General features: G+C 68.0%; 14 protein-coding genes. 10 read left to right on the forward strand and 4 right to left on the reverse strand.

The window, feature by feature from the left end:
• Positions 1-27 precede the first annotated feature (27 nt).
• On the reverse strand, positions 28-1,356 hold the full coding sequence (hisD, locus tag P12x_RS02345; RefSeq protein WP_435009219.1) for a histidinol dehydrogenase: 1,329 nt from the start codon (positions 1,354-1,356) through the stop codon (positions 28-30).
• Between the two features lie 337 nt (positions 1,357-1,693).
• On the opposite strand from hisD, the gene P12x_RS02350 reads away from it, so the two are divergent.
• Positions 1,694-4,384 carry a protein kinase domain-containing protein gene (locus P12x_RS02350; protein ID WP_435009220.1) on the forward strand — a complete coding sequence of 897 codons (2,691 nt, stop codon included), beginning with the start codon at positions 1,694-1,696 and terminating at the stop codon, positions 4,382-4,384.
• Positions 4,385-4,793: 409 nt separating this feature from the next.
• Here P12x_RS02350 and P12x_RS02355 read toward each other — a convergent pair whose 3' ends face one another.
• Positions 4,794-6,572, reverse strand: a complete 1,779-nt coding sequence (locus tag P12x_RS02355; protein WP_435011753.1) for an SLC13 family permease — start codon at positions 6,570-6,572, stop codon at positions 4,794-4,796.
• Between the two features lie 414 nt (positions 6,573-6,986).
• Here P12x_RS02355 and P12x_RS02360 point away from each other — a divergent pair, with 414 nt between their 5' ends.
• The 5 genes from P12x_RS02360 (at position 6,987) to P12x_RS02380 (ending at position 12,483) form a co-directional block, all read left to right on the forward strand.
• Complete coding sequence (locus tag P12x_RS02360; RefSeq protein ID WP_435009221.1) at positions 6,987-7,163, forward strand: hypothetical protein; 177 nt, start codon at positions 6,987-6,989, stop codon at positions 7,161-7,163.
• A 54-nt stretch (positions 7,164-7,217) separates the two neighbouring features.
• Positions 7,218-7,541, forward strand: a complete 324-nt coding sequence (locus P12x_RS02365) for a hypothetical protein (protein WP_435009222.1) — start codon at positions 7,218-7,220, stop codon at positions 7,539-7,541.
• Positions 7,542-7,735: 194 nt separating this feature from the next.
• Positions 7,736-8,218 carry a (2Fe-2S)-binding protein gene (locus tag P12x_RS02370; RefSeq protein WP_435009223.1) on the forward strand — a complete coding sequence of 161 codons (483 nt, stop codon included), beginning with the start codon at positions 7,736-7,738 and terminating at the stop codon, positions 8,216-8,218.
• 4 nt (positions 8,219-8,222) lie between these two features.
• Positions 8,223-10,397: a molybdopterin cofactor-binding domain-containing protein gene (locus P12x_RS02375; protein WP_435009224.1), complete on the forward strand. Its 2,175-nt coding sequence runs from the start codon at positions 8,223-8,225 to the stop codon at positions 10,395-10,397.
• A gap of 226 nt (positions 10,398-10,623) precedes the next feature.
• Positions 10,624-12,483, forward strand: coding sequence for a protein kinase domain-containing protein (locus P12x_RS02380; RefSeq protein WP_435009225.1), 1,860 nt, complete (start codon positions 10,624-10,626; stop codon positions 12,481-12,483).
• Positions 12,484-12,503: 20 nt separating this feature from the next.
• Here P12x_RS02380 and P12x_RS02385 read toward each other — a convergent pair whose 3' ends face one another.
• Positions 12,504-13,421, reverse strand: coding sequence for a glycosyltransferase (locus tag P12x_RS02385; protein WP_435009227.1), 918 nt, complete (start codon positions 13,419-13,421; stop codon positions 12,504-12,506).
• A 325-nt stretch (positions 13,422-13,746) separates the two neighbouring features.
• Here P12x_RS02385 and P12x_RS02390 point away from each other — a divergent pair, with 325 nt between their 5' ends.
• From P12x_RS02390 to P12x_RS02405, 4 genes are all read left to right on the forward strand, one after another.
• Positions 13,747-14,799 (forward strand): hypothetical protein, encoded by a 1,053-nt coding sequence (locus P12x_RS02390; protein WP_435009228.1) that lies wholly within the window; start codon positions 13,747-13,749, stop codon positions 14,797-14,799.
• Between the two features lie 29 nt (positions 14,800-14,828).
• Positions 14,829-15,761: an ABC transporter ATP-binding protein gene (locus P12x_RS02395; RefSeq protein ID WP_435009229.1), complete on the forward strand. Its 933-nt coding sequence runs from the start codon at positions 14,829-14,831 to the stop codon at positions 15,759-15,761.
• Complete coding sequence (locus P12x_RS02400; protein WP_435009230.1) at positions 15,758-17,125, forward strand: ABC transporter permease; 1,368 nt, start codon at positions 15,758-15,760, stop codon at positions 17,123-17,125. Before P12x_RS02395 ends, P12x_RS02400 begins: the two co-directional genes overlap by 4 nt.
• A 237-nt stretch (positions 17,126-17,362) precedes the next feature.
• Entirely contained in the window at positions 17,363-20,890 is a 3,528-nt protein-coding gene (locus P12x_RS02405) for an ATP-binding protein (protein WP_435009231.1), read from the forward strand.
• Positions 20,891-20,938: 48 nt separating this feature from the next.
• On the opposite strand, the gene P12x_RS02410 is transcribed toward P12x_RS02405, so the two are convergent.
• Positions 20,939-22,159, reverse strand: a complete 1,221-nt coding sequence (locus P12x_RS02410; RefSeq protein WP_435009232.1) for a tetratricopeptide repeat protein — start codon at positions 22,157-22,159, stop codon at positions 20,939-20,941.
• Positions 22,160-22,188 lie beyond the last annotated feature (29 nt).

The following is a 22,188-nucleotide window of genomic DNA, read 5'->3' on the forward strand; positions in this document are numbered from 1 at the left end:
CTCCTCTCGAAGATGGATCGGTCGAGATCAGCCGGGGCCGGTCTCGTCGGCCTCGACGGTGCCGCCGTAGGGGACCTCTCGGCCCCCGAAGCGGCGGACCCGGATGTTGGCCTGCTCGGCGTGGCCGACGAAGCCCTCCAGGGCGCAGAGCCGGGAACAGTAGCCTCCGACGAGCGCCGAGGCCTCGTCGGTCAGGACTTTCTGATAGGTGCAGGTCTTGAGGAACTTGCCGACCCAGAGCCCGCCGGTGTAGCGGGCCGCTCCCATCGTGGGCAGGGTGTGGTTGGTGCCGATCACCTTGTCGCCGTACGCGACGTTGGTCCGGGGGCCGAGGAAGAGCGAGCCGTAATTGCTCATGCGACCCAGGAAGAAGTCGGGGTCGCGGGTCATGACCTGCACATGTTCCGAGGCGATCCGGTCGGCGATCCGGACCATCTCCTCGTCGGAGTCGGCCACGCAGACCGCCCCGTGGTCGTCCCAGGCCTGCCGGGCGATGGGGGCCGTGGGGAGGATTCGGAGGAGGCGTTCGACCTCGGCCATGGTCTCGCGTGCGAGCCGCTCCGAGGTCGTCAGGAGGATGGCCGGGGAGTCGGGCCCGTGCTCGGCCTGACCCAGGAGGTCGGTCGCGCAGAGTTCGCCGTCCACGGACTCGTCGGCGATCACCAGGGTCTCGGTCGGCCCGGCGAAGAGGTCGATGCCGACTCGCCCGAACAACTGACGCTTCGCCTCGGCCACGAACCGATTGCCGGGCCCGACCAGCAGGTCCACCGGCGCGATGGAGCGGGTCCCCAAGGCCATCGCGGCGACCGCCTGGACCCCGCCGAGGCAGTAGATCTCGTCGGCCCCCGCGAGATGCTGGGCCGCGACGATCGCGGGGGCGGGCTTCCCCTGATAAGGCGGGGCGCAGGTGACGACCCGGGGGACTCCCGCGACCTTGGCGGTGATGACCGACATGTGGGCCGACGCCAGCAGGGGATATTTCCCGCCCGGCACGTAACAACCGGCCGAGGCCACCGGGATATTCTTGTGGCCGAGGATCACGCCGGGGAGCGTCTCCACCTCGACGTCTCGCAGGGCCTCGCGCTGGACCTGGGCGAAGCGGCGGACCTGGGCCTGCGCGAAGGCGATGTCATCGAGGTCGCGGTCGGTCATCCGGGCGAGGCAGTCCTGGATCTCGGGATCGGTCAGCCGGTAGTCTGCGCGATCCCAGCCGTCGAACCGGGCGGAAAGCTCGCGGACCGCCTCGTCGCCGCGAAGGGCGACGTCGGCCAACAGGCGTTCGACCGTCTCGCGGACCTCGGCACTCGCCCCGTCCGCCTCGACCCGATCCGTCCCTCGTTTCAGCCAACGCTCCACCGCCGTCTCCTTTCGCGCCCGCCTTCGGTCGGCACGGTCGCAATCTTACGGCCCGGTGCGCGGGTGGGCCAGCCCGAGCCCTCCAGGACCGATTCGGCGAGGTCATCCCGACCTCGGCGAGATCGAATGCCCGCGGATTTGGCGCGTGCGGAAATTAGAGGATCATTGCCGGTCGGAGGATCGTTGTCGGGTTCCGGGCAAACGCGAGATCGGGTCGATCGCTCGCGTTCACGGGCCGAGTACCCGGCATCCTACGCGGGGGATTGGCCCGGCGCTCTCCGGTCGTGGTAATTTCATCATGATAACTCGACCGCACAACGATGATGACGGGTCGCCCATGGCCGCGGATAATGCCGACCGAAACCTCCTCTTCGGTATCCTCGCGCTGCAGATGGACTTCATCACGCGCGATGGGCTCGTCGAGGCGATGAACGCCTGGATCCTCCGGAAACAGTCACCGCTGGGCGAGATCCTGGCCGAGCGGGGCGACCTCGCCTCTCAACACCGAGCGGTGTTGGAGTTGATGGTCGATGCCTACGTGGACCGGCATGGGGGGGGTGCCGACCGGGGCCTGGCCGCGCTCAGCTCGGTCGAGGGCGTGGCATCGGACCTCCGCCGCTCGATCGCCGACGCCGAGGTCCACCGCTCGCTGGCGCACGTCGCGGCGGAATCGCGGATCGATCCCTATCTGACCCGGACCGCCCGGTCGACCGGGCCGGCCGGGGTCGGTTCCCGGTTCCGCAAGATCCGCGAGCACGCTCGCGGGGGACTGGGCGTGGTATTCATCGCGCGCGACGACGAGCTGAATCGGGACGTGGCCCTCAAGGAGATCCAGGACCGCCATGCCGACCTCGACGGGCATCGGGCGAAGTTCCTGCTCGAGGCCGAGATCACCGGACGGCTGGAACATCCGGGGATCGTGCCGGTCTATGGGCTGGGGCATCACGTCGACGGTCGTCCCTTCTACGCGATGCGATTCATCAAGGGGGACAGCCTCAAGGATGCCATCGTGGCATTCCACGCCGACGAGGCGATCAAGGCCAGCCCCGGGGCCAGGGTCCTGGCCCTCCAGAAGCTCTTGCGGCGCTTCCTCGACGTCTGCAACGCGATCGAATACGCCCATAGCCGTGGCGTCTTGCATCGGGACCTCAAGCCCGACAACGTGATGGTCGGGCAATACGGCGAGACCCTGGTGGTCGACTGGGGGCTGGCCAAGACCAGGACGGGCGGGGGATCCGGCGAGGTCCGGCCGGACGGCCGCCCCGAGACGATCCTGGTCCCCGCCACCGCGAGCGGGACGGATGAGACGCTGCCGGGTACCGTGGTCGGGACGCCGGCGTTCATGAGCCCCGAGCAGGCCGAAGGTCGCCTCGACCTGCTCGGGCCGGCGAGCGACGTCTATAGCCTGGGGGCGACCCTCTACTCCCTGCTGACCGGCATGCCGCCGTTCTCCGGGAAGGACCTGGCCGAGGTGTTGGAGAAGGTCCGGCGCGGCGAGTTCCGCCGGCCGCGCGATCATGCCCGATGGCTCGAACTGCCCCTGGAGGCCATCTGCCTGAAGGCGATGTCGCTCCAGCCCGGTCGGAGGTACGAATCGCCGCGCACCCTGGCCGAGGATGTCCAGCGGTGGCTCGCCGACGAGCCGGTCTCGGCCCATCGCGAAGGTTGGGCGACTCGAGTGCTCCGGTGGTCGCGACGCCACCGATCGCTCGTGCTCGCCTCGTGCGCGGGGGCCTCGGTCCTGCTCGTCAACCTCGCCCTGATCGGATGGCTCCAGATCAAGGCCGCCGAGCGGGCCAGATTGTTCGTCGTGGAACAGGGCAGGAGGCGGGCCGAACACCAGAGGGCGGAGGAAAAAGAGAGGACCTCTCGGGTACTGACGAACTTCCTCGTCAAGTTGTTCCAGGCAACCGACCCCCTGGGGCTGGAGAATCGGGGGTTCCGCACGCCCGAGGAGCGGGTGAACTCGATCGAAGCCCTGAGGATGCTGGAGGCGGGCGTCCAGCAGGTCAACGAGCCGGACGCGACCGACCGCGAGGGGAAGCTGGTCCGGGCGACCCTCCTCGATACGATCGGCAATGCGCTGCGGGCCACCGCGGACTTCCGGAGGGCGAGGCCGCTCCTCGAAGAGGCGCTCCGGATCCGACGCGATTCGCTCGGGTCGGACGAGCCGGATGTCGCCATCAGCCTGTTCCACCTGGCGATGCTCGACCATTTCTCGGGGCGCTTCGACGATGCGAACGCTCTCTATCTCGACGTCGAGGGGCGCCTGGCGAGATCGGCGGGGGCCGATGATCTCCTGATCGATCGCGTCGAGTTCCATCATGCCTGGGCCCTGGCCGAGATGCAGAGGCTCGCCGAATCCGCAATGCTGATCGACCGGGTCCTGGCGCGGCGCCGGAGGCTGCTCGGGCCGGACCACATCGACACCAGGCACGCCCAGTTCGCGAGCCACATGATCAAACTCGGGACCGGCGACCGTTCGATCCTCCTGCGGGAGGCCGCCAAGATCATGTTCTCGAAGGACCCCATCATGAAGGGGGTCTTCCAGTATTATCAGGCGGACACGCTCCGGAAGCAGGCCGATCGGACCCGCGACGTCGACGATGTGAAGCGAGCCCGGCAAGCACTCGAGGACATCCTGGCGCTCGCCCGCGCCAGCCTCCCGCCACGCCACTTCGCGCTGGCGCTGCTCCTGGGCGACATGGCCGAGTTCGAGCGGAATCACGACAATTTCCCGCGAGCCGTCGACCTGATCCGAGAAGCCTTCGAGATCGCCCGGCAGACGGCACCGACTCACCCCTACTTCATCGACGCGCTCGCCAAATACGCGGGCGAGATGGCCGCCCGGCAGCGATACGACGAGGCCGAGAGGGCCCTGACCGAGGCCCTCGACGCCATCATCGACCGCGACGAGCGGAGTAGTCGGGACGAGCAATTTCGGGACTACCTCGGTCGACTCCTCCGGCTCCCGCAATATCGGGAGAACCCCGATCGGCTCGACGTCGTGAGGAAGAAATACGAATAGGACGCGCAAGGGACGCGGCCGGAGTCATTGGGTTCGATGCCCCGGAGCGGATCCCGTCCCGGGTACCAACCCGCCGCGATCCGGCCGATGCCCCGTCTTTCGATCAATGTGATATAAATTTTGGTAATATATTGTTAATGTATTGTTGTTTGGTTGGGTTGATTGCGCCCCCGCGGCTCGGTCGTGGTCTCCGACGAACCTCTACGATCCCGCCCGGTTCGACTGGTTCCCCGATGGGGAATCGGGGACGGCGAGCGTGAGTCTTCCGGCCTGCTCGTACAGGCCGGAATCGCCCGACCTCGACGACGTCGCCACCTCGCGCCGGAGAACCCGGGTGATCGGGCGTCCTCGCGGCTTCGAGGCGAAGGGCGGGATCGTCCCACGACTGCGAGACGCCGGGCGCGGGCGTTCACCGAACCGGGTGGAACGGCCAGATCCAGGGGACGATGGCGACGGTGATGGCCCACATCAGGAGGTTCAGGGGGATCCCGACCCGGAAGTAGTCGGTGAACTTGTAGCCTCCGGGACCGTAGACCATCAGGTTGGTCTGGTAGCCGATCGGGGTGGAGAAGCTGGCCGAGGCGGCCATCATGATGGCGACGGCGAACGGGGCGAAGTCCACCCCGAGCTTCTCGCTGGTCGCCATCGCGATGGGGAAGACCAGGACGGCGGCGGCGTTGTTGGTGATCAGCTCGGTGAATAGCATCGTGACCCCATAGATCACCACCAGTGTCACCCAGGGGTGGCTCGATGCGGCCGAGATCAAGGCATAGGCGATCGAGCCGGCGGCCCCGGTCTTCTCCAATGCGGTGCCCAGCGCGATCGAGGCGGCGATCACGATCAGGACCGACCAGTCCACGCTCTTCCTCGCCTCCCGGCCCGAGACCGAGCGAGAGAGGATCATCAGGCCGGCCGCCAGCATCGCCGCCTTGAGCATGCTCAACCATTCGAAGGCGACCACCAGGACCATCGCCGCGAGGATCGCCAGCGCGATCGGGGCCCGGTCGTGCCTCGGCGGCGCCGAGCCTTCGAGCGGGCTGACCAGCAGGAAGTCTCGCGAGTTCCGGTGCTGGTCGGCGAAGGTCCGATGGGCTTCCAGGAGCAGGGTGTCGCCGGCTCGCAGGATGATGTCGCCGATCTTCTTCTTCACCCGCTCGCCGTCGCGAGCCACGGCAATCACCACGGCGCTGTAGGCCGACCGGAACCGCCCCTCGCGGACCGACCGTCCCACCATGGGGCAACTGTTGGAGACCACGGCCTCGATCAGGCACCGCTCGCGGCGGGGTGCATCGAGCTTGAACACCTGGTCGGTTGCGGGCTCGAGCCCCCGGATCTTCTGGAGGTCGAGGACCGACTCCACCACCCCGGCGAAGACCAGGCGGTCGCCCGCGTGGAGGGTCTCGGTCGGCTCGACCGCCGGGAAGATCGACCCGTCCCGATCCAGCTCGATCAGGAACATCCCGGGCAATTGGCGGAGCCCGGCGCGCTCGATCGTCTGGCCGATCAGGGGGCTGTTGGGCGTGACCATCATCTCCACGGTGTATTGCCGAGGGTCCGAGAACTGGCTCGCGGCCGGCAGTCGATCGGGCAAGAGGACTCGACCGACCGTCATGAGGTAGATGACCCCCGCCAGCGCGCACGGGACGCCCACCCAGCCGATCTCGAACATCGACATCCCGGGATGGCCGTGCTTCAGCAAGAGGCCCTGGACTACCAGGTTCGTGCTCGTGCCGATCAGGGTGCAGGTCCCGCCCAGGATCGCCGCGTAAGACAACGGGATCATCAGCTTCGAGGGGGAGAGACGATACCGCCTGGCCCAGTCCGACACGGCCGGGATCAGCATCGCCACGACGGGCGTATTGTTCAGGAAGGCCGACATGGCGATCACCGGGGCCATCAGCCGGAACTGCGCGCCGGCGACCGACGCGGGCCGCCCGAGCAAACTTCGGACGATCCAGCCGACCCCCCCCGTATCGCGCAAGCCGGCGACGACCAGGTAGAGCACCCCGACCGTCACCATCCCCTCGTTGGCCAGGCCCGAGAGCGATTCTTCCGGGGTCAGGATTCCCGAGATCAACAGGAGGGTCAAGCCTCCCATCATGATGATGTCGGGTGCGAACCGCGTGAAGGCCAGGAGCCCGATCTCGGCGATGACCAGAACGACTGTGAACCAAGCCTCTGCGCTAATCGCACACCTTCCTCTTCTGCATCCAGGCCATCCCGCCGATCGGCGTGGATGGACCCCGCGCTCCCCGGTCGCACCGTGAAACTCCTGAAGACACCGCCAGATACGCTCGATCCGATGTCCGATCGTGGACAATGATCCCGATCTTGGTCGAGAAGATCAAGGATGGAGACGCCGGGAACCAAATCGAGCCTCCAGTCCGGCGATCTCCCCCCGGACGGCTTCCCCCATCCAGGTCGATCACTCGCGCGTTCCCGCCTCTTTCTCCCGTCGAGGTGCTGAGCCGATGAAAGCGACACCGGGAACCGCCGAACCGTTTCGATCGCGGGCTTCCGTCGCGGAAAGCCTTGACAGGGAGGTCAGGCTCCGGGCTGACTAGGATGCGGGCCTCGGTCCGGTCCATTCCAAGGAGAAGCCATGCGATCGAAATTCGCGATGGGTCTCTCCGCCGTGGTGGCCTCCATCGTCATGGTGGGGACCTGCTACGCGGGAGAGCCCGTCAAGTCCGGCCAGAAGGTCGGCGAGTCCGTGAGCCCGTTCGATGTCGATGACATCACCGGGCCGAACCAGGGTAGCACCCTCTGCTATCGCTGACAGTACGGTTACGCTCCGGTGGTCTGCGTGTTCGCCCGCGAGACCTCCGAGCCCTTGGCCAGTTTGGTCAAGCAGATTGATGGCAAGATTGGCGAGAATGGCAAGCTCAAGAGCTTCGTCGTCTTACTGAGCCGCAAGCCGAGCGCGGCGGACGACCTGAAGAAGCTGGCCAGGGAGGCCGGCATCAAACGCGTCCCGCTGACGGTCAACGGCGACCCCGCCGAGGCCCCCGACTACGAGATTTCCAAAGAGGCGGACGTCACAGTCGTGATGTGGGTCGGACACAAGGTCAAGGCTGCCCGAGGCTTCAAGGGCGAGCTGACCGATGGGGACATCAAGTCCATCCTGGCCGATATCCCGAAAATCCTGGGCGACTGACGCCTCGATGGCCCTCCCGTCGGGGGGCGAACGATTTCCACCACCGGACCCGACCGAACCCTTGCCGCTGCCCGGACTCGTGGTCCGGGCAGCGTCATTTTTGCGCCCGATCCGCCCGAAGGCTGGCCAACGACACAAAGTCTGGTCATATTCGGGAGACGGATGGCCGGGAACGGGAGATCCGGAGGACGACCATGAAAGCGGCCGACATCGCCACGTTGAAGTTCACCGTGAACGGGACACCCCGGACCATCCGGACCGATCCCGATCGGCCTCTCCTGGATGTCTTGCGCGAGGACCTGCAACTGACCGGGACCAAGTACGGGTGCGGGATGGGCCAGTGCGGGGCGTGCTCGGTCCTGCTCGACGGGAAGCGCGTCTTCTCCTGCCGGACCCCCGCTTCGAGGGCCGAAGGGGCCTCCGTCCGGACCATCGAAGGGCTGGCCTCGGGGGACGAGTTGCATCCGGTCCAGCGTGCCTTCCTGGAGGAAGGCGCCTTCCAGTGCGGCTACTGCACCCCGGGGATGATCATGGCGGCCGTCGCCTTGCTGGAGGCGAATCCCGGGGCGACCCGGTCCGAGATCTCGGAGGGCATGAATCGGAACATCTGCCGGTGTTGCAGCTATCCCGGGATCCTTGATGCCGTCTGCCGGGCCTCGAAGCCGGAAGGGGAGTGAGCCGATGACGAACCAGGACCACCTGCCGGATCCGGCCCCGGACGTCCCCGAGGCCGAATACGACGAGGTCGTCGACCTCGTCGAGTTTCGGTTCACCAACCTCGACCCGACCCGCCGCGAGTTCGTGAAAGTCCTGGGCGCGGGGCTCCTGATCGCCGCGGCGGCCGGATCGTCGAGGGGCCAGGCCCAGAGGGGCGGACGTCGGGCCGGACGCCAAGGGGCGTCGACCATCGAGGCCCGGCTGCACATCGGCCAGGACGGCACGATCACCGTGATGACCGGCAAGGTGGAGTGTGGCCAGGGGGCCAGGGCCGAGTTGACCCAGGCCGCCGCCGAGGAGCTACACGTCGGGCCGGGCAAGGTCCGCCTGATCATGGCCGACACCGCCCTGGTCCCGGACGATGGCGGGACCTTCGGCAGCCGATCGACCCCGTCCACCGTCCCGGCGATCCGCCAGGGATGTGCCTCGGCTCGCGAACTGCTCGCCTCGACCGCGGCTCGCCGATGGGGAGTCGAGCCGAAATCGGTCTCGGTCCTCGACGGTCGGGCGATCGACCCCGATTCGAATCGGACCTTCTCCTACGGCGATCTGGCCTCGGACGAGGACGCCATCCGGGCGTTCGGGGTGGCGGCCTCTCCCGACGTCGAGCTGACCCCGGTCGACTCCTGGAAGGTCCTCGGCACCCAGATTCCCCGCCCGAATGCTCGCGACCTGGTCACGGGTTCGCATGCGTATCCGTCGGACATCACCCGTCCGGGAATGCTCTTCGGCAAGGTCCTCCGGAGGCCCTCGTACGGGGCCAGGCTCCTCTCGGTCGACCTGGAGTCCGCGAAGGAGTTCGGCGACGTGCTGGCAGTCCGGGATGGCGATTTCGTCGGAGTGGTCGCTCCTTCCCGATATCTCGCCGGAGAGGCCCTGGAGGCGATCACCGACTCGGCGGAATGGGAGGCGGTCCCGCACCCGTCCAGCGACGAACTGTTCGACTATCTTCGTCGGCAGGCTCGGGGTGGAGTCCCGGGGAATCCCTTCGCCGACGAGGTCGCACGGGCTTCGAAGACCCTTCGACGGACGTATCACGTCCCGTACGTCCAGCATGCCCCGATGGAGCCCCGGGCGGCCGTCGCCGAGTGGGACGGCGGCCAGGTGACGGTCTGGACGGCGACCCAGAACCCCTTCGCGGTCCGGGGCGAGGTTGCCCGGGCGTTCGGCCTGGCCGACGAGAAGGTCCGGGTGATCATCCCCGACTTCGGCGGCGGCTTCGGCGGCAAGCACTCGGGCGAGTGCGCTGTGGAGGCCGCCCGGCTGGCCAGGGCCGCAGGCAAGCCGGTCCGGCTGGTCTGGACCCGCGAGGAGGAATTCACCTGGGCCCAGTTCCGACCCGCCGGCGTGATTCAGGCCGAGGCAAGCCTCGACGCCCAGGGGCGCCTGACATCCTGGTATTTCGTGAACATCAACTCGGGCGGAAACGAGATCCAGACGCCTTACCAGGCCGGGAAGAATCGGGGGGTCTTCGTCCCCTCGGAACCACCCCTCCGTCATGGTTCCTACCGGGCCCTGGCGACGACCGCGAACACGTTCGGCCGCGAATGTTTCATGGACGAACTGGCCGAAGCGGCAGACCTCGACCCGCTCCGGTTCCGGCTCGACCACCTGGAGCCCGGCCGTTTGCGCGACGTCCTCGAAGCGGCGGCCCGCCGATTCGACTGGGACGGACGGTCGAAACGCAAGGAGCCGAACATCGGGATCGGGCTGGCTTGCGGCCTGGACAAGGGGTCGTTCGTCGCGGCCTGCGTGGAGGTTGAGCTTGCCCCCGACAAGCGGTCTTTCGAGGTCAAGCACGTCTGCCAGGCCTACGAGTGCGGCAAGATCGTGAACCCCGGCAACCTGCTCAATCAGGTCAAGGGGGCCATCCTCATGGGCCTCGGCCCCGCGCTCCACGAGGAGGCCCGGTTCCAGGGCGGCAAGATCCTCAACGCCTCGTTCGGCCGCTATCGGGTCCCTCGATTCGAGGACGTCCCCGAGCTGGATATCCACCTCATCGACCGTCCCGACCTCCCCTCGGTGGGTGCCGGCGAGACGCCGCTGATCGCCATCGCCCCGGCCATCGCCAATGCACTTTACTCCGTTGACGGTCGTAGGTCCAACGCCATGCCGATCCGACTGCCGGAACTGGTTTAATCCGGCGTTCCTCGGAGTTCTGCGTCAACGGTCTGATGATAACCCCGGGTATTGACTCGGGATGGGGCTTCTAGGTTTGCGCTGATTGTCGCATTTCCCCTGACGATCGTGTCGACGAACCCGGCCTGGGCCGGTGGTAACTTCCCGGCGATGTGCGAGTCCGCGTACTATAGTTCTGATCGGTGAAGCGTAGAGGGGGGCGCCCATCCGTCGTGGAGGTTCTGGAATGCGACCCGCCGACGAGACCGATCGGCAGGCGACCGTGGATCCGCTCGCCACTCGCGTGCCTTCGCCGGGGACGCTCAAGGCGATGCAGCCCACGGAGCGGACGATCGCCTCGATCGAGGCTCCCCCGGTCCCGTCGGTCGCGATCGTCGGCGTGAGCCTCGGCGAGTTCGAACGGGGCCTGGTCGACCAGGGCCTGATGGAGGCCGATGCGCTCCGCCAGTTCCTCCGAGCCTTGCCGGACGTCGACGCCGAGGGGCTGGCCCGAGCCCTGGTCCGGGAGGGTCGGCTCACCCGCTACCAGGCCGCGGCGATCTTCCAAGGCAAGGCCCGGTCGCTGATGATCGGTCCCTATCTGCTGCTGGACAAGGTCGGCTCCGGCGGGATGGGGATGGTCTTCAAGGCCCGCCGACGGCCCGACGGCCCCGAGGTGGCGCTGAAGTTGCTGCCCCCTTCGGCCTCGCGGAAGCCTCACGCCGTCCAGCGATTCCGCCGCGAAGCCGAGGTGATGGCGCGGCTCGACCACCCGAACATCGTCGCGGCCCACGAGATCGGCGAGTACGGCGGGGTCCACTACCTGGTGATGGATTTCGTCGAGGGTCGCGACCTCGATCGGCTCGTCCGGTCCGGCGGCCCCTTGAAGCCATCCCGTGCCGTCAGTCTCGTCATCCAGGCCGCCCGGGGGCTCCGGGCCGCCCATGAGCTCGGGATCGTCCATCGCGATATCAAGCCGGCCAACCTCCTGCTCGACGACAAGGGCGTGGTCCGCGTGCTCGACCTGGGCCTGGCCCGGATCACCCAGGACCACGACTCGGGGAGCGGACCGAGCCTGACCCAGAGCGGGATGATCATGGGCACGGTCGACTACCTCCCGCCGGAGCAGTCCGACGACTCGAAGCGGGCCGACCATCGGGCCGACATCTATAGCCTGGCCTGCACCCTGCATTTCCTGCTGACCGGCCGCCCGCCGTTCTCGGGCGATTCGGTCATGCAGCGGCTGCTCGCCCATCACCATCGAGCCGCCCCGACGCTCCGCGAGTCCAGGCCCGACGTCCCGCCAGCGCTCGACGCCCTTTTCGGTCGGATGATGGCCAAGGCTCCCGAGGATCGGCCGCAGACGATGGCCGAGGTGATCGTGGAGCTGGAGTCGATCCGGGCCGCTCCCGCCTCGGCTCGGAGCCTGCTGGTCTTCGACGACGGGCAGGGCACGGGGGCGTCTTCCGGATTGACGAAGAGCCCGGGCGACTCGGGGTTGAATCGGGAGGTCCCCCCGGCCAACGCCGAGCTGTCGAGCTACGACCTCATGACCTTCGTCCGGCCCGAGCTGCTCGACTCCGACGAATTGGCCTCGGCCCCTCCTCCCCCCGAATCGCGGCTCCAACGTAGACGAGCCCAGGCAAGCCGTCGGCGATGGGCGGTCGGGGCTGCGCTCGTCCTCGGGGCCATGGTCCTCTCGACGCTCGGTGTGATCGTCGGTGTGATCGCTTCTCAATCCTTCGGCGTGAAGTTCCGGTCGGTCCCGGTCGCCCGGAAGGCCCGCGATGAGCCGAAGGGCCCGCCCCCGCCGACGGCGCAGGTCGCCCCGGAGCCTCCCCGAGGGCCGATGGCCCTGACGCCCGAACCGCCATCGAAACCGCCCGCCGACTCCGATCCGTCCGGCCCTGACCCGGGCCAGGGTGAGCGGCCTCCACCCCCGGAGGGACCCGGCCTCGTGGATCTGTTGAGGCCCCTGTTCAAGCTACCGCCTCCCCCGCCTGGCGGCGTGCGTCCCCCGCGGCCCGGCGAGCCCGGATTCGGCCCGGTTTCCGGATCACCCGGCCCAGTCGGCCCGATCATTCGGCCGCGCCGTCCGCCTCTCTGAATCCTCGGCCGACGCCAAAGCTACTCGACCCGGCTCAGGCTGTCGCCCGGCCCGATCAGGTAGCCGATCATCTCTCCGACCGCCCCGATGGTGTAGAACAGCACGATCAGCGGCAGCGACGCCGCGAACCGGCCGAGGTGCCGCCGCTTGCCCAGCGCGATCCGGGAGACCCGGAGCGTCAGGAGGGCCGGCAGGGCGAGCGAGCCGAATCCGTAGATCAGCCTCCGGGCCGGAGACTGGTCGACGCGTCTCATCCCGGCGTAAGAGCGGGCGAAGTGGAATCGCTGGATCAGGAAGTGCCCGAGCCGGAACGGCTTGATGTGACGGACGATTGCCCGGTTAGTCGAGGCGATCGGCACCCCGTCGGCGCGGATCTTATCATTGATCCAGGACTCCCACCGGCCTTGCTCCAGCTCTCCGGCGTGCCGGAGCAGGTGGGGTCGCTTGTAGGCGATGTTGTTGCCCGGCAGGTCGGCCGATTCCCCCTCGGCGACCGGACCCATGTACGGGGCGTACTCGCAGAAGAAGGCCGCCCAGTCGACCAGGCCGTCTCGACCATTCTCGACCACCCCGCCGACCGCGCCCCAGGGCCCTTCGTGGGCCTTGAGCAAGGCCGAGGCCCAGTCGGGTCCGACCTCGCCGTGGTCTTCCAGGATGGCCACGATCTCGCCACGGGACCGGACCACGCCCAGGTGCCGGAGCGCGGGGATGGTCCGCTTGTCGTCGACCTCGATCAGTTCGACCGCCGGCCGGTGCTCGCGGAGCTTCCGTCGGGTCTCGCCGCCGACCGACTCGACGACGAGGATCTCCATCCGGGCTCGCTCCGGCTGGGCATCGAGCGCGCGGAGCGTCGGCTCCAGCATCGACCAGCCGTTCACCGAGGCCACCACCACGGAGAGCCTGGGAACGTTCGTTGGCATCGAGAGCAGACCGTTCATCGGGAAATCCTTTCCCCGGAGGAGGCTGGGAAGTCGTTGGGAGCAAGATCCGATTCGCCTTTCCCACGTCCCTTGGAGAGATGGAGGGCGAATGGGGGCCGGATCGCCGCGGCGGCATGTTAGCCGTGCTCCCGGATACTTGGATAGGGCAGCTTGCGGAGTTCGGATTGACCCGAGGCCTGGCCCCGACTATAAGTCCCCCCGGTCTGGTCGATGTCGGTCCTCGCCCGCCCCGAGGGTCACCGATGCGCGGATCGGCGGATCGCCGGCCCGGCTTCGGGACATCGAACCGAGCCGATCGTGACTCCAAGGAAGGGGTGACGAAATGGTTTTGCGTGGATGCCTGGCCCTGCTGGCCGCCCTGATCTCGGGATGCGTCGGGCCACTGGGCGAAGGGTCGCTCGCGACGAGAGTCGCCGCCGATCCCGCACTGGCGATCCGGATCTCCGACGGTACCCCGAAGGATGGAGGGGGGACTGCCCGTCCCAAGGCTCCCTCCGAGATCTCGCCAAGCTCGGCAGAATCCACCACGGTCGTTCCGTCAATCCTGGGGCTCCCGCCCCTGCCGGTCGAGAAGCCCCCGACGCTCCCGACCGCGCCGGTGGTCGAACCCGAGCCGACCCCGACAAGTCCCCCGGTCGAGCCGGAAACCCTGGCCGAGGCCCGCCCCGAGCCTCCGGTGGTCGAGGCTCTGCCAGCGGCCCCGATCGTCGATTCTCAGACGACCGTGCCGAGCGTCGCGGCTCCCGTGCCGGCCCCGCCGGCCGATGTTGAGATCCCGGCACCGCCGCCTCCGGCACCCGCCAATCCGCCCGAGGTCGCGGCGAAGGTTGAGGTCGCGAAACCGACGGGCCGCCCGGTGGCCAGCGTGGGCGAGGAGATGATCACGCTCCCAGAGCTGACCGAGGCGGTGAAGATCCGACTGGCCCAGCTCGGGCCGGACCAGTCCCCGACTCGCCGGCAAGTGATCGCGATGGCTCGCTCGATCCTCAAGTCGATGATCGTCCGGTCGTTGGTCTTCCAGGAGGCGAACGAGAAGCTGGGCGGTCCCGACGGCTTGAGCGAGGCCGAGGCCCGGATCTTGAAGGACTGGGCCGACCGCGAGATGCCCGAGGTCCTTCGCCGGGAAGGGGTCGCGACCGAGGCCGAGCTCCGGTCGAAACTGGCCCGGAAACAAGCCACGCCCGAATCGCTCCGGGATGAGTACGTCGTCCGGTCGATGGCGACCGAGCTGATCCGCCGCGATGGGTCGATCGAGGGCTTCGACGGATATCTGGATGGCCTGCGGAAGCGCCGGCCGATCGCTTCGATCATGAGCCCGGCCGAACTCGTGGCCGCAGGGCGTCGGGCCGCCTCGGAGTCGGAGTTGACACCGTAGCCGAGGAACTTCGCGGGAGGATCACGAGGATGCTCGAAGTCATCGGCCTGGCCAAGCGATTCGGCGATGTGACCGCCGTGGCCGACGTTTCCTTCTCGGTCGGCGACGGCGAGGCCGTTGGGCTCCTCGGGCCGAACGGGGCGGGAAAGACCACCACGGTCTCGATGATCTGCGGCCTGATCGCCCCCGACGCCGGCCAGATCCTCATCGACGGTCGACCGCTCCGGGGCGACGCCGACCCCGCCAAGCGGCTGCTCGGGCTGGTCCCCCAGGAACTCGCGCTGGTCGAGGAGCTATCCGCCCGCGCGAACCTCCGGTTCTTCGGGGCGCTCCAGGGGCTCGGCGGCAAGTCGCTCCGCGATGCCGTCGCGAGGTGCCTCGACCTGGTCGATCTCGCCGGGCGGGCCGATCATGCGGTCCGGACCTTCAGCGGCGGGATGAAGCGGCGGCTGAACCTGGCCGCGGCCTTGCTGCACGACCCCCAACTGATCGTCCTGGACGAGCCGACTGTCGGGGTCGACCCCCAGAGCCGCAACGCGATCTTCGAGGGGCTCGAGATTCTCAAGGCCCGGGGTCGGTCTCTCCTGTACACGACCCATTATCTCGAAGAGGCCGAACGCCTCTGCGATCGCCTGGTGATCGTCGATCACGGCACGGTCGTGGCCGATGGAGACCTCGCCAGCCTGGCCGGCCCGGTCTCTTCGTCGAGCCGCCTGGTCCTGGGCGTGGAGGCCCCCGGGGATGGCGCGTGGCTCGGTCGACTCCGGTCGACCCCCGGCGTGCTCTCGGCCGAACATCTCGACGATCGCCTGATCGTCGGCCTCGAAAGCCTGGGCGCGGCCTCGAAGGTCCTCGGCGGGCTCGACGAGGCCGGGGTCGTGGTCACCCGGATCGCGACCGAACGGGTCGACCTCCAGTCGATCTTCCTCGACCTGACCGGCCGGAGCGTCCGCGACTCATGATCGTCCGACCCCTGATTGCACTGGTCTCCAAGGACCTCCGGGTCTTCTTCACCGAGCGGCACTCGGTGATCCTCTCGTTCGCCGCCCCGATCGCCCTGGCGAGCTTCATGGCGGCGATCTTCGGCGGGGCGGGGCCCTCGGTCGCCTCGAAGATCCCGATCGTGATCGTCGACGAGGACCACGGCCCGATCGCCGCCGAGATCATCAAGGGGGCCCGGTCGGAGGCCCGACTCGAAGCCCTGGGCTCGGGCCGAGAGGTGGCCCTCGGCGAAGTCCGGCTGGGTCGCGCGGTCGCGGCCGTCGTGATCCCCGAGGGCTTCGGCGAGGCCGCCGCCGAGGCGCTCCTGGGCGGCTCCGAACCGCCCGAGTTGACCTTCATCCACGATCCGACCCATCGGTCCGAAGTCAGCCTGGCCCAGGGCCTGCTGACTCGCGTGATCCTCGAAGCGGTCTCGGCCGAGTCGCTCGGGGATCTGGGGGGCGACCTCCTCGATGACCTGGAACCCGCCGGATCGGGCCGGGAGGCCGACGAGTCGGTCCAACGGGCCGCGTTCCTGGAACTCCTCGGGGGGCTGGGCCGTCCCGAGGAGGACGATCCCGAGCTTGCGTCCGATCGCGAGGAGTTCGCCCGGGTTTTCCCCGGCCTCTCCGGCTGGCTCGAATCGCCCGACCCGGCCCGATCCGCCGGCGGCAAGGGCCTGACCATGCCCTATACGACCCGCGAGGAGTCGATCGCGCCGGGCGGACCCGAGGGGGAGCGAGAAGCCCTGGCGGCGCATGCCTTCGCGGGGATGGTCGTCCAGTTCGTCCTCTTCTCGGCCGTCGAATGGGGGGTCGGACTCCTGGTCGAGCGGCAAAGAGGGCTCTGGAAGCGGCTCCGGGTGGCGCCGGTCTCGCGGAGTACCCTGATGACCGGCAAGGTCCTGGGTTGCCTGATCGCCTCGATCCTGATCGTCGGGGTGGTCTTCGGATTCGGGGCCTTGACGTTCGGGTTCCGGGTCCGCGGCGACTTCGCGGGGCTGCTGGTGATGGCACTGGCGTTCTCATGGATGGCGGCCAACTTCGGACTCATGGTCGCCGCGTTCGGCCGGTCGCCGCAGGGGGCCCGCTCCGTCGCCGTGCTGGCGGTCCTGGTGATGGTGATGCTCGGCGGCGGCTGGATCCCCAGCTTTCTGTTCCCCGAATGGCTCCAGCAGCTCACGCCGGCCATCCCCACCCGATGGGCGATCGACGGCTTCGACGGGATCATCGCGAGGGGCTATTCGCTCCGCGAGGCCGCGCCGGCCCTGCTCGCCCTGGGCGGCTTCGGGGCGGGATTCGGGTGCCTGGCCCACCTGGCCTTCCGGTGGTCCGAGCCGGGATGATCGACCCAATCATCCGATCATCCACGCGGCCCGGATCGTGCTCGGCCGGTTGAGATTCGGAAATTTGATAGTTGCCAGATCGGTATGATTGTCGGACATTTGAAACTATTACCGACGAAGGTACAGTCCTGCGCCTCGACGGGTTGGACGACTGCTTCTGCTGCGTGGCCGTTGTCAAGGCCAGGTCCTGTTAGCCTTGTTTGGCTCAGCCCAACAGGGCGATGGAAGCTTACGCAGATGCGCGCGCCTGGATTCGACTCGGCCTTGGACGAGGCCCTCCGAAATTGCGAATCGGAGCCGATTCACATTCCGGGAAGTATCCAGCCTCACGGGGTTCTCCTGGGAGTGGATCCGGACACCTTGGTGGTGAGGCTCGCCACTCAGAACGTGTTCGAATTTCTGGGATGGACGCTTGAGGAGATCCTCGGATCGGAACTGTCCCGTGCGCTGGGTGAGCCGATCGCGGATCGGATCCGTCGGCTCTCAACCCTCGAGGATCTGTCCCGCCCCGCGCGATTCTACGGGACGATCGAAGGGGCGGGCCGGGAGCGGCTCGCGGCGGTGAGCGTCCATCGGCGGGGGTCGCTCCTCGTGATCGAGCTGGAAGACTCCGACTCCGACTTCGCCGGGTTAGAGGCGATGGTCGAGTTGTCGAATTGGGTCCAGCGCTATCCCGACTCAACCTCCGAATCGGGCTCGCTCATCCCGTATTGCGACTCGGTGGCCAGGCTGGTCCGGGACCTCGGCGGCTACGATCGGACGATGATCTATCGCTTCCATCCCGACGATCATGGCGAGGTCGTCGCCGAGTCGGTCGGGCCCGAGTTACCCCCCTTCCTGGGCCTGCATTATCCGGCCTCGGACATCCCCCGGCAGGCCCGCGAGCTCTACCTCCGGAGCCGGGTCAGGATCTTGGTCGATGTCGATGCGGAGGCCGTCCCCCTCATGGCCGAGGCCGGAGCGGGGTCAGGGGTCCCTCTCGACATGACCTATTGCCAGCTCCGGAGCTTCTCGCCGATTCACCTGGAATACCTGCGGAACATGGGCGTCCGGGCCAGCCTGGTGACTTCGATCATTCATGGCGATCGCCTCTGGGGGCTGCTCGTCTGCCATCACCAGCAACCCCGCAAGCCCGCCCAGACCATGAGGGCGGCCTGCGACTTCCTCTCGAAGATGATCTCGGTGGAGGTGGCGTCCCTTGAGCGTCGCGAACGGCTCCAGGCCCGGCTCGCGGTCGCCCAACTCCAGGGCCGAATCCTCGCGACATCCGTTCACGGATCGAGCTGGACCGAGGCGATCCTGGATCGTCCGGAGCCGAACCTGACCCCGATCGTCTCCAGCGGACTGGCGATCGTCGAGCGCTCGTCGGTGAGGAGCGTGGGCATCGTCCCGGACGAGCCGACGATCCGCGAGATCGTCGGGTGGATCAGCCAGAATCACCCGGGGCCGATCTTCTCCACCGATGCGCTCGGGGAATGCAATCCCGCCTTCGCCGAGCTCGAATCGGCCAGCGGACTGCTGGCGGTCGAGATCGGGCAAGCCCTCCGGACTCACTTGATCTGGTTCCGGCGGGAGCAGGTCCGGGAAGTGACCTGGGGAGGAGAGCCCTCGAAGGAACTGACCTACGAGGCGAACGTCTCGCGTCTCACGCCCCGCAAGTCGTTCGAGGCCTGGAAGACCACCGTGCGGGGCCGGTCGGTCGCCTGGAAGTCGGCGGATCTGGACGCGGCGAAAGAATTGCGGGCGGCGATCATCGAGGTCGTCTTGCATTCCAGCCTCTCCGAGAAGGCCATCGCCGAGACCGAGCTGGTCCGCGTCCGCAAGGCGGTCCAGGCCTCCGGCGAGGCCATCCTGATCGCCGACCAGCAGGGCCGGCCGACCCTCGTGAATCGGGCGTTCGTCGAACTCTTCCGAGTCGGTCGGGACCAACTGCCGGTCCCTTCGCTCTTCGCCCCGATCGTGGACCCGGACCTCTCCCGCGAGATCTTCGACGCCACGCTCGGGGCCGGCGGCCCCTGGCATGGCGAGGTCGAGGTGAGTTGCCCCGGTGGCTCGCCGATCCCGGTCGCGCTCCGGATAGATCCCGCGATCGACGAGACGGGCGTCGTCCTGGGTTTCATCGCCGTCCACTTCGACCAGAGCGAGCGACTGAACGCCCATCGGGAGCTGGAAGAGCACGCTCGACGCCTGGAATTGGCCCACGCCGAGATCGAGGCCCAATCGGTGGTCCTGGCCGAGGCGAAGGCGGCCGCCGAGGCGGCCAATCAGGCGAAGTCCGACTTCCTCGCCAACATGTGCCACGAGATCCGGACCCCCATGAACGGGGTCATCGGCCTCAGCGAGCTCCTCTCCGACACCGAACTCGACGAAGTCCAGGCAAACTATGTGAAAACGATCCGAGCGAGCGGCGATGCGCTGATGACGGTCATCAACGATATCCTCGACCTCTCGAAGATCGAAGCCGGCAAGATGACGATCGACCCGGTCGATTTCGACATCCAGGATCTGCTCAAGGACCTGAGCAACCTGCTCGGTCCGGTCGCCCGGCAGAGGGGGTTCCGGCTCGTGGCCTCCCTGTCGATCGACTTTCCGCGGAGGCTCCGGGGCGACGTGGTCCGGATCCGCCAGATCCTGACCAACCTGGCCGGGAACGCGATCAAATTCACCGACCGCGGCGAGGTGACCATCAGCGGGGAGGTGATGGCCCGGACCCCGACCGAGGCGACCATCCGGGTCCTGGTCAAGGACACGGGGATCGGGATCCCCCCCGAGAAGCAGAAGAATATCTTCGAGAGTTTCAATCAGGGTGATCTGATCGGCTCTCGTGCTTCGAGCGGCACGGGGCTGGGATTGGCCATCTGCAGGAGGCTAGCCCGGCTCATGAACGGGCGGGTCGAGTTTCAGAGCGAGGAGGGGAGGGGCAGCACTTTCTGGCTCGAACTGACGCTTCCGGTCGCGACGGGAGCCCCTGTCGGTCCCGAAACCCGGCCCCACGCCCCCCCTCCGTCTTCGCGCGATCCGGGCCGTCTCCACGTCCTGGTGGCCGAGGATCACCCGACCAACCAGCTCGTCACCCGAGAGTTGATCGCCCGCATGGGGCACGACGTGGAGATCGTCGGCAACGGCCGGGAGGCCGTCGAGGCCCATGCTCGAGGCGGATTCGACCTGATCTTGATGGACATCCAGATGCCCGTGATGGACGGGTTTGCCGCGACCGCCGAGATCCGTCGACGCGAACGAGCCTCCGCCCGGAGGACGCCGGTGATCGCCCTGACGGCCTATGCCACCGAGGCCGTTCGCCAGCGATGCCTGGAGGTGGGGATGGATGACTACCTCGTCAAGCCCATCTCCTCGGCCCGCCTGCGCGAGGCGTTCCAAGGTCGCGAGAAATCGGCCATGGCCGCCAACCTCCCGCCGGCGACGTTCGACTTCAGGCCCGAGGAACTGTTCGAGCAGCTCGCCGATGGCGACCTGGTGAGCGCGGTGATCCAATCGGCCCGGGAGTCGATCCCGGAGAAACTGGCCCAGATCGAGCGGGCCTTGATCGGACGGGACGCCGACGCCGTCGCCAGGCACTGCCATAGTCTTCGCGGGGCCGCCCTGACGATCACCGCAGAGAGGCTGGCGGCCACCGGTCGGACGATCGAGGTCCTGGCATCGGACGGCCGGCTGGACGAGGCCCACCGAGAATTCACGATCCTGACCGACGATTGGTCGCGCCTGCTGTCGGCGTTCGAGTCTCTCGGACAATCAATTAGATGTTGATGGTGTAATTTTGTTCGGATCGCTCTCGCCCCCGATGTCAAGGCCCGCTCATCTGGACCCGAGGCCCTCGGACGGCTTGAGCCTCGCGAGCGCTTGCTGGGCCCGGATATCGAGCGGGTCGCGCGAGATCGCCAGGTTGTACCAGGCCCGAGCCTCGGGCAAACGGCCGATGGCGGCGCACGCCTCGCCGAGTTCGCGGATCAGTCCGGTGTCCGATCGGTTGGCCTGGACGGCGGCCTTCTGGATCAGGCTCCCGAGCTGCTCGTGCTTGCGGGCTTCCTCCAGGATCGGGGTCGCGGCGGCCTGGTCGCCGGTTGTCTGCAGGGCCTGGCCCAGGCCCAGGACCGACTCGCGGAGGTTGGGGGCCTTCGCGAAGGCGATCCGGAACTGGCGGACCGCCTCGTCCCCCCGGTTCTGGACCAAAGCGAGCCGGCCCCGGAGCAAGGCCAGGCCGAGATGGTCGGACGGGCCGGCCTCGAGGAGTTCCTCGGCCCGTGCGGGGTCGCCCCGGTCCAGGGCGATCCGGACCCGGGCGGCCCGGGCGTCGGGGTCGGAGTCGGGCAAGGGGGCCAGGACCGACTCCGCCTCGTCGAACCGGCCCAGGTCGCGGAGGGCATCGGCCCGGCCGAGCCTGGCCCAGCGATCGTCCGGGTCGGCCTCGATGCAGCGGGCCAGCGTGGAGGCGATCTCCTCGGGCTCCCAGGTGACGCCACGGGTCAGGCACCAGAGGAAGACGTCGGCGTAGGTCAAGGGCTCCAGCGTGGAGAGGGTCCCGAAGGTCTCGTTGAGCTCGGCCCTTCGGAGCTGCATCCCGTAGATGTAGACCAGCTCCCGGAGAGCCTGGACCAGCTTCGGGTCGATCTCCAGGGCCTTGCGGAAGGCGGCCTCGGCCGGGACGTAGCGGTTCCTCCGGAGTTCGAGCTGGCCGACCTGGAGCCAGGCCTGGGGCGCCATCTTGTGATCGTCGGGCACTCGCTTGAGGTCGGCGATCGCCTCGTCCACATCACCGCGGGCCATCTCCAGCTGGGCCCGGAGCATCCGGTCCAGGATCGTCGGCTCGCGGAGCTGATTGAGCCGGGCCATCTCGGCCTCGGCCCGGGGGAAGTCCCGGGCCTCGAACGCCGCGCGGGCCCGCTGCCAGACCGCCTCGGGATCGGGCGATCGCCGGGCGAAGGCGACCACGGCCCCCAGGATCAGGATCGAGATCGCCCCCAGGGCCGCCCAGAGAGGCCGCTTCGATCGTGCGGGTCGCGTCGCCACCTCGCTCATCTCGTCATGCTCCCGACGTGAAGAATCGG

It is taken from the genome of Tundrisphaera lichenicola, assembly GCF_051175385.1.
GTDB lineage: Bacteria > Planctomycetota > Planctomycetia > Isosphaerales > Isosphaeraceae > Tundrisphaera > Tundrisphaera lichenicola.

Bases quoted from the DNA above. Each gene is read 5' to 3' on its own strand.
- P12x_RS02350 (WP_435009220.1), top strand. From the start codon at position 1,694: ATGGCCGCGGATAATGCCGACCGAAACCTCCTCTTCGGTATCCTCGCG.
- P12x_RS02360 (WP_435009221.1), top strand. From the start codon at position 6,987: ATGCGATCGAAATTCGCGATGGGTCTCTCCGCCGTGGTGGCCTCCATC.
- P12x_RS02370 (WP_435009223.1), top strand. From the start codon at position 7,736: ATGAAAGCGGCCGACATCGCCACGTTGAAGTTCACCGTGAACGGGACA.
- P12x_RS02375 (WP_435009224.1), top strand. From the start codon at position 8,223: ATGACGAACCAGGACCACCTGCCGGATCCGGCCCCGGACGTCCCCGAG.
- P12x_RS02380 (WP_435009225.1), top strand. From the start codon at position 10,624: ATGCGACCCGCCGACGAGACCGATCGGCAGGCGACCGTGGATCCGCTC.
- P12x_RS02385 (WP_435009227.1), bottom strand. From the start codon at position 13,421: ATGAACGGTCTGCTCTCGATGCCAACGAACGTTCCCAGGCTCTCCGTG.
- P12x_RS02390 (WP_435009228.1), top strand. From the start codon at position 13,747: ATGGTTTTGCGTGGATGCCTGGCCCTGCTGGCCGCCCTGATCTCGGGA.
- P12x_RS02395 (WP_435009229.1), top strand. From the start codon at position 14,829: ATGCTCGAAGTCATCGGCCTGGCCAAGCGATTCGGCGATGTGACCGCC.
- P12x_RS02400 (WP_435009230.1), top strand. From the start codon at position 15,758: ATGATCGTCCGACCCCTGATTGCACTGGTCTCCAAGGACCTCCGGGTC.
- P12x_RS02405 (WP_435009231.1), top strand. From the start codon at position 17,363: ATGCGCGCGCCTGGATTCGACTCGGCCTTGGACGAGGCCCTCCGAAAT.
- P12x_RS02410 (WP_435009232.1), bottom strand. From the start codon at position 22,159: ATGAGCGAGGTGGCGACGCGACCCGCACGATCGAAGCGGCCTCTCTGG.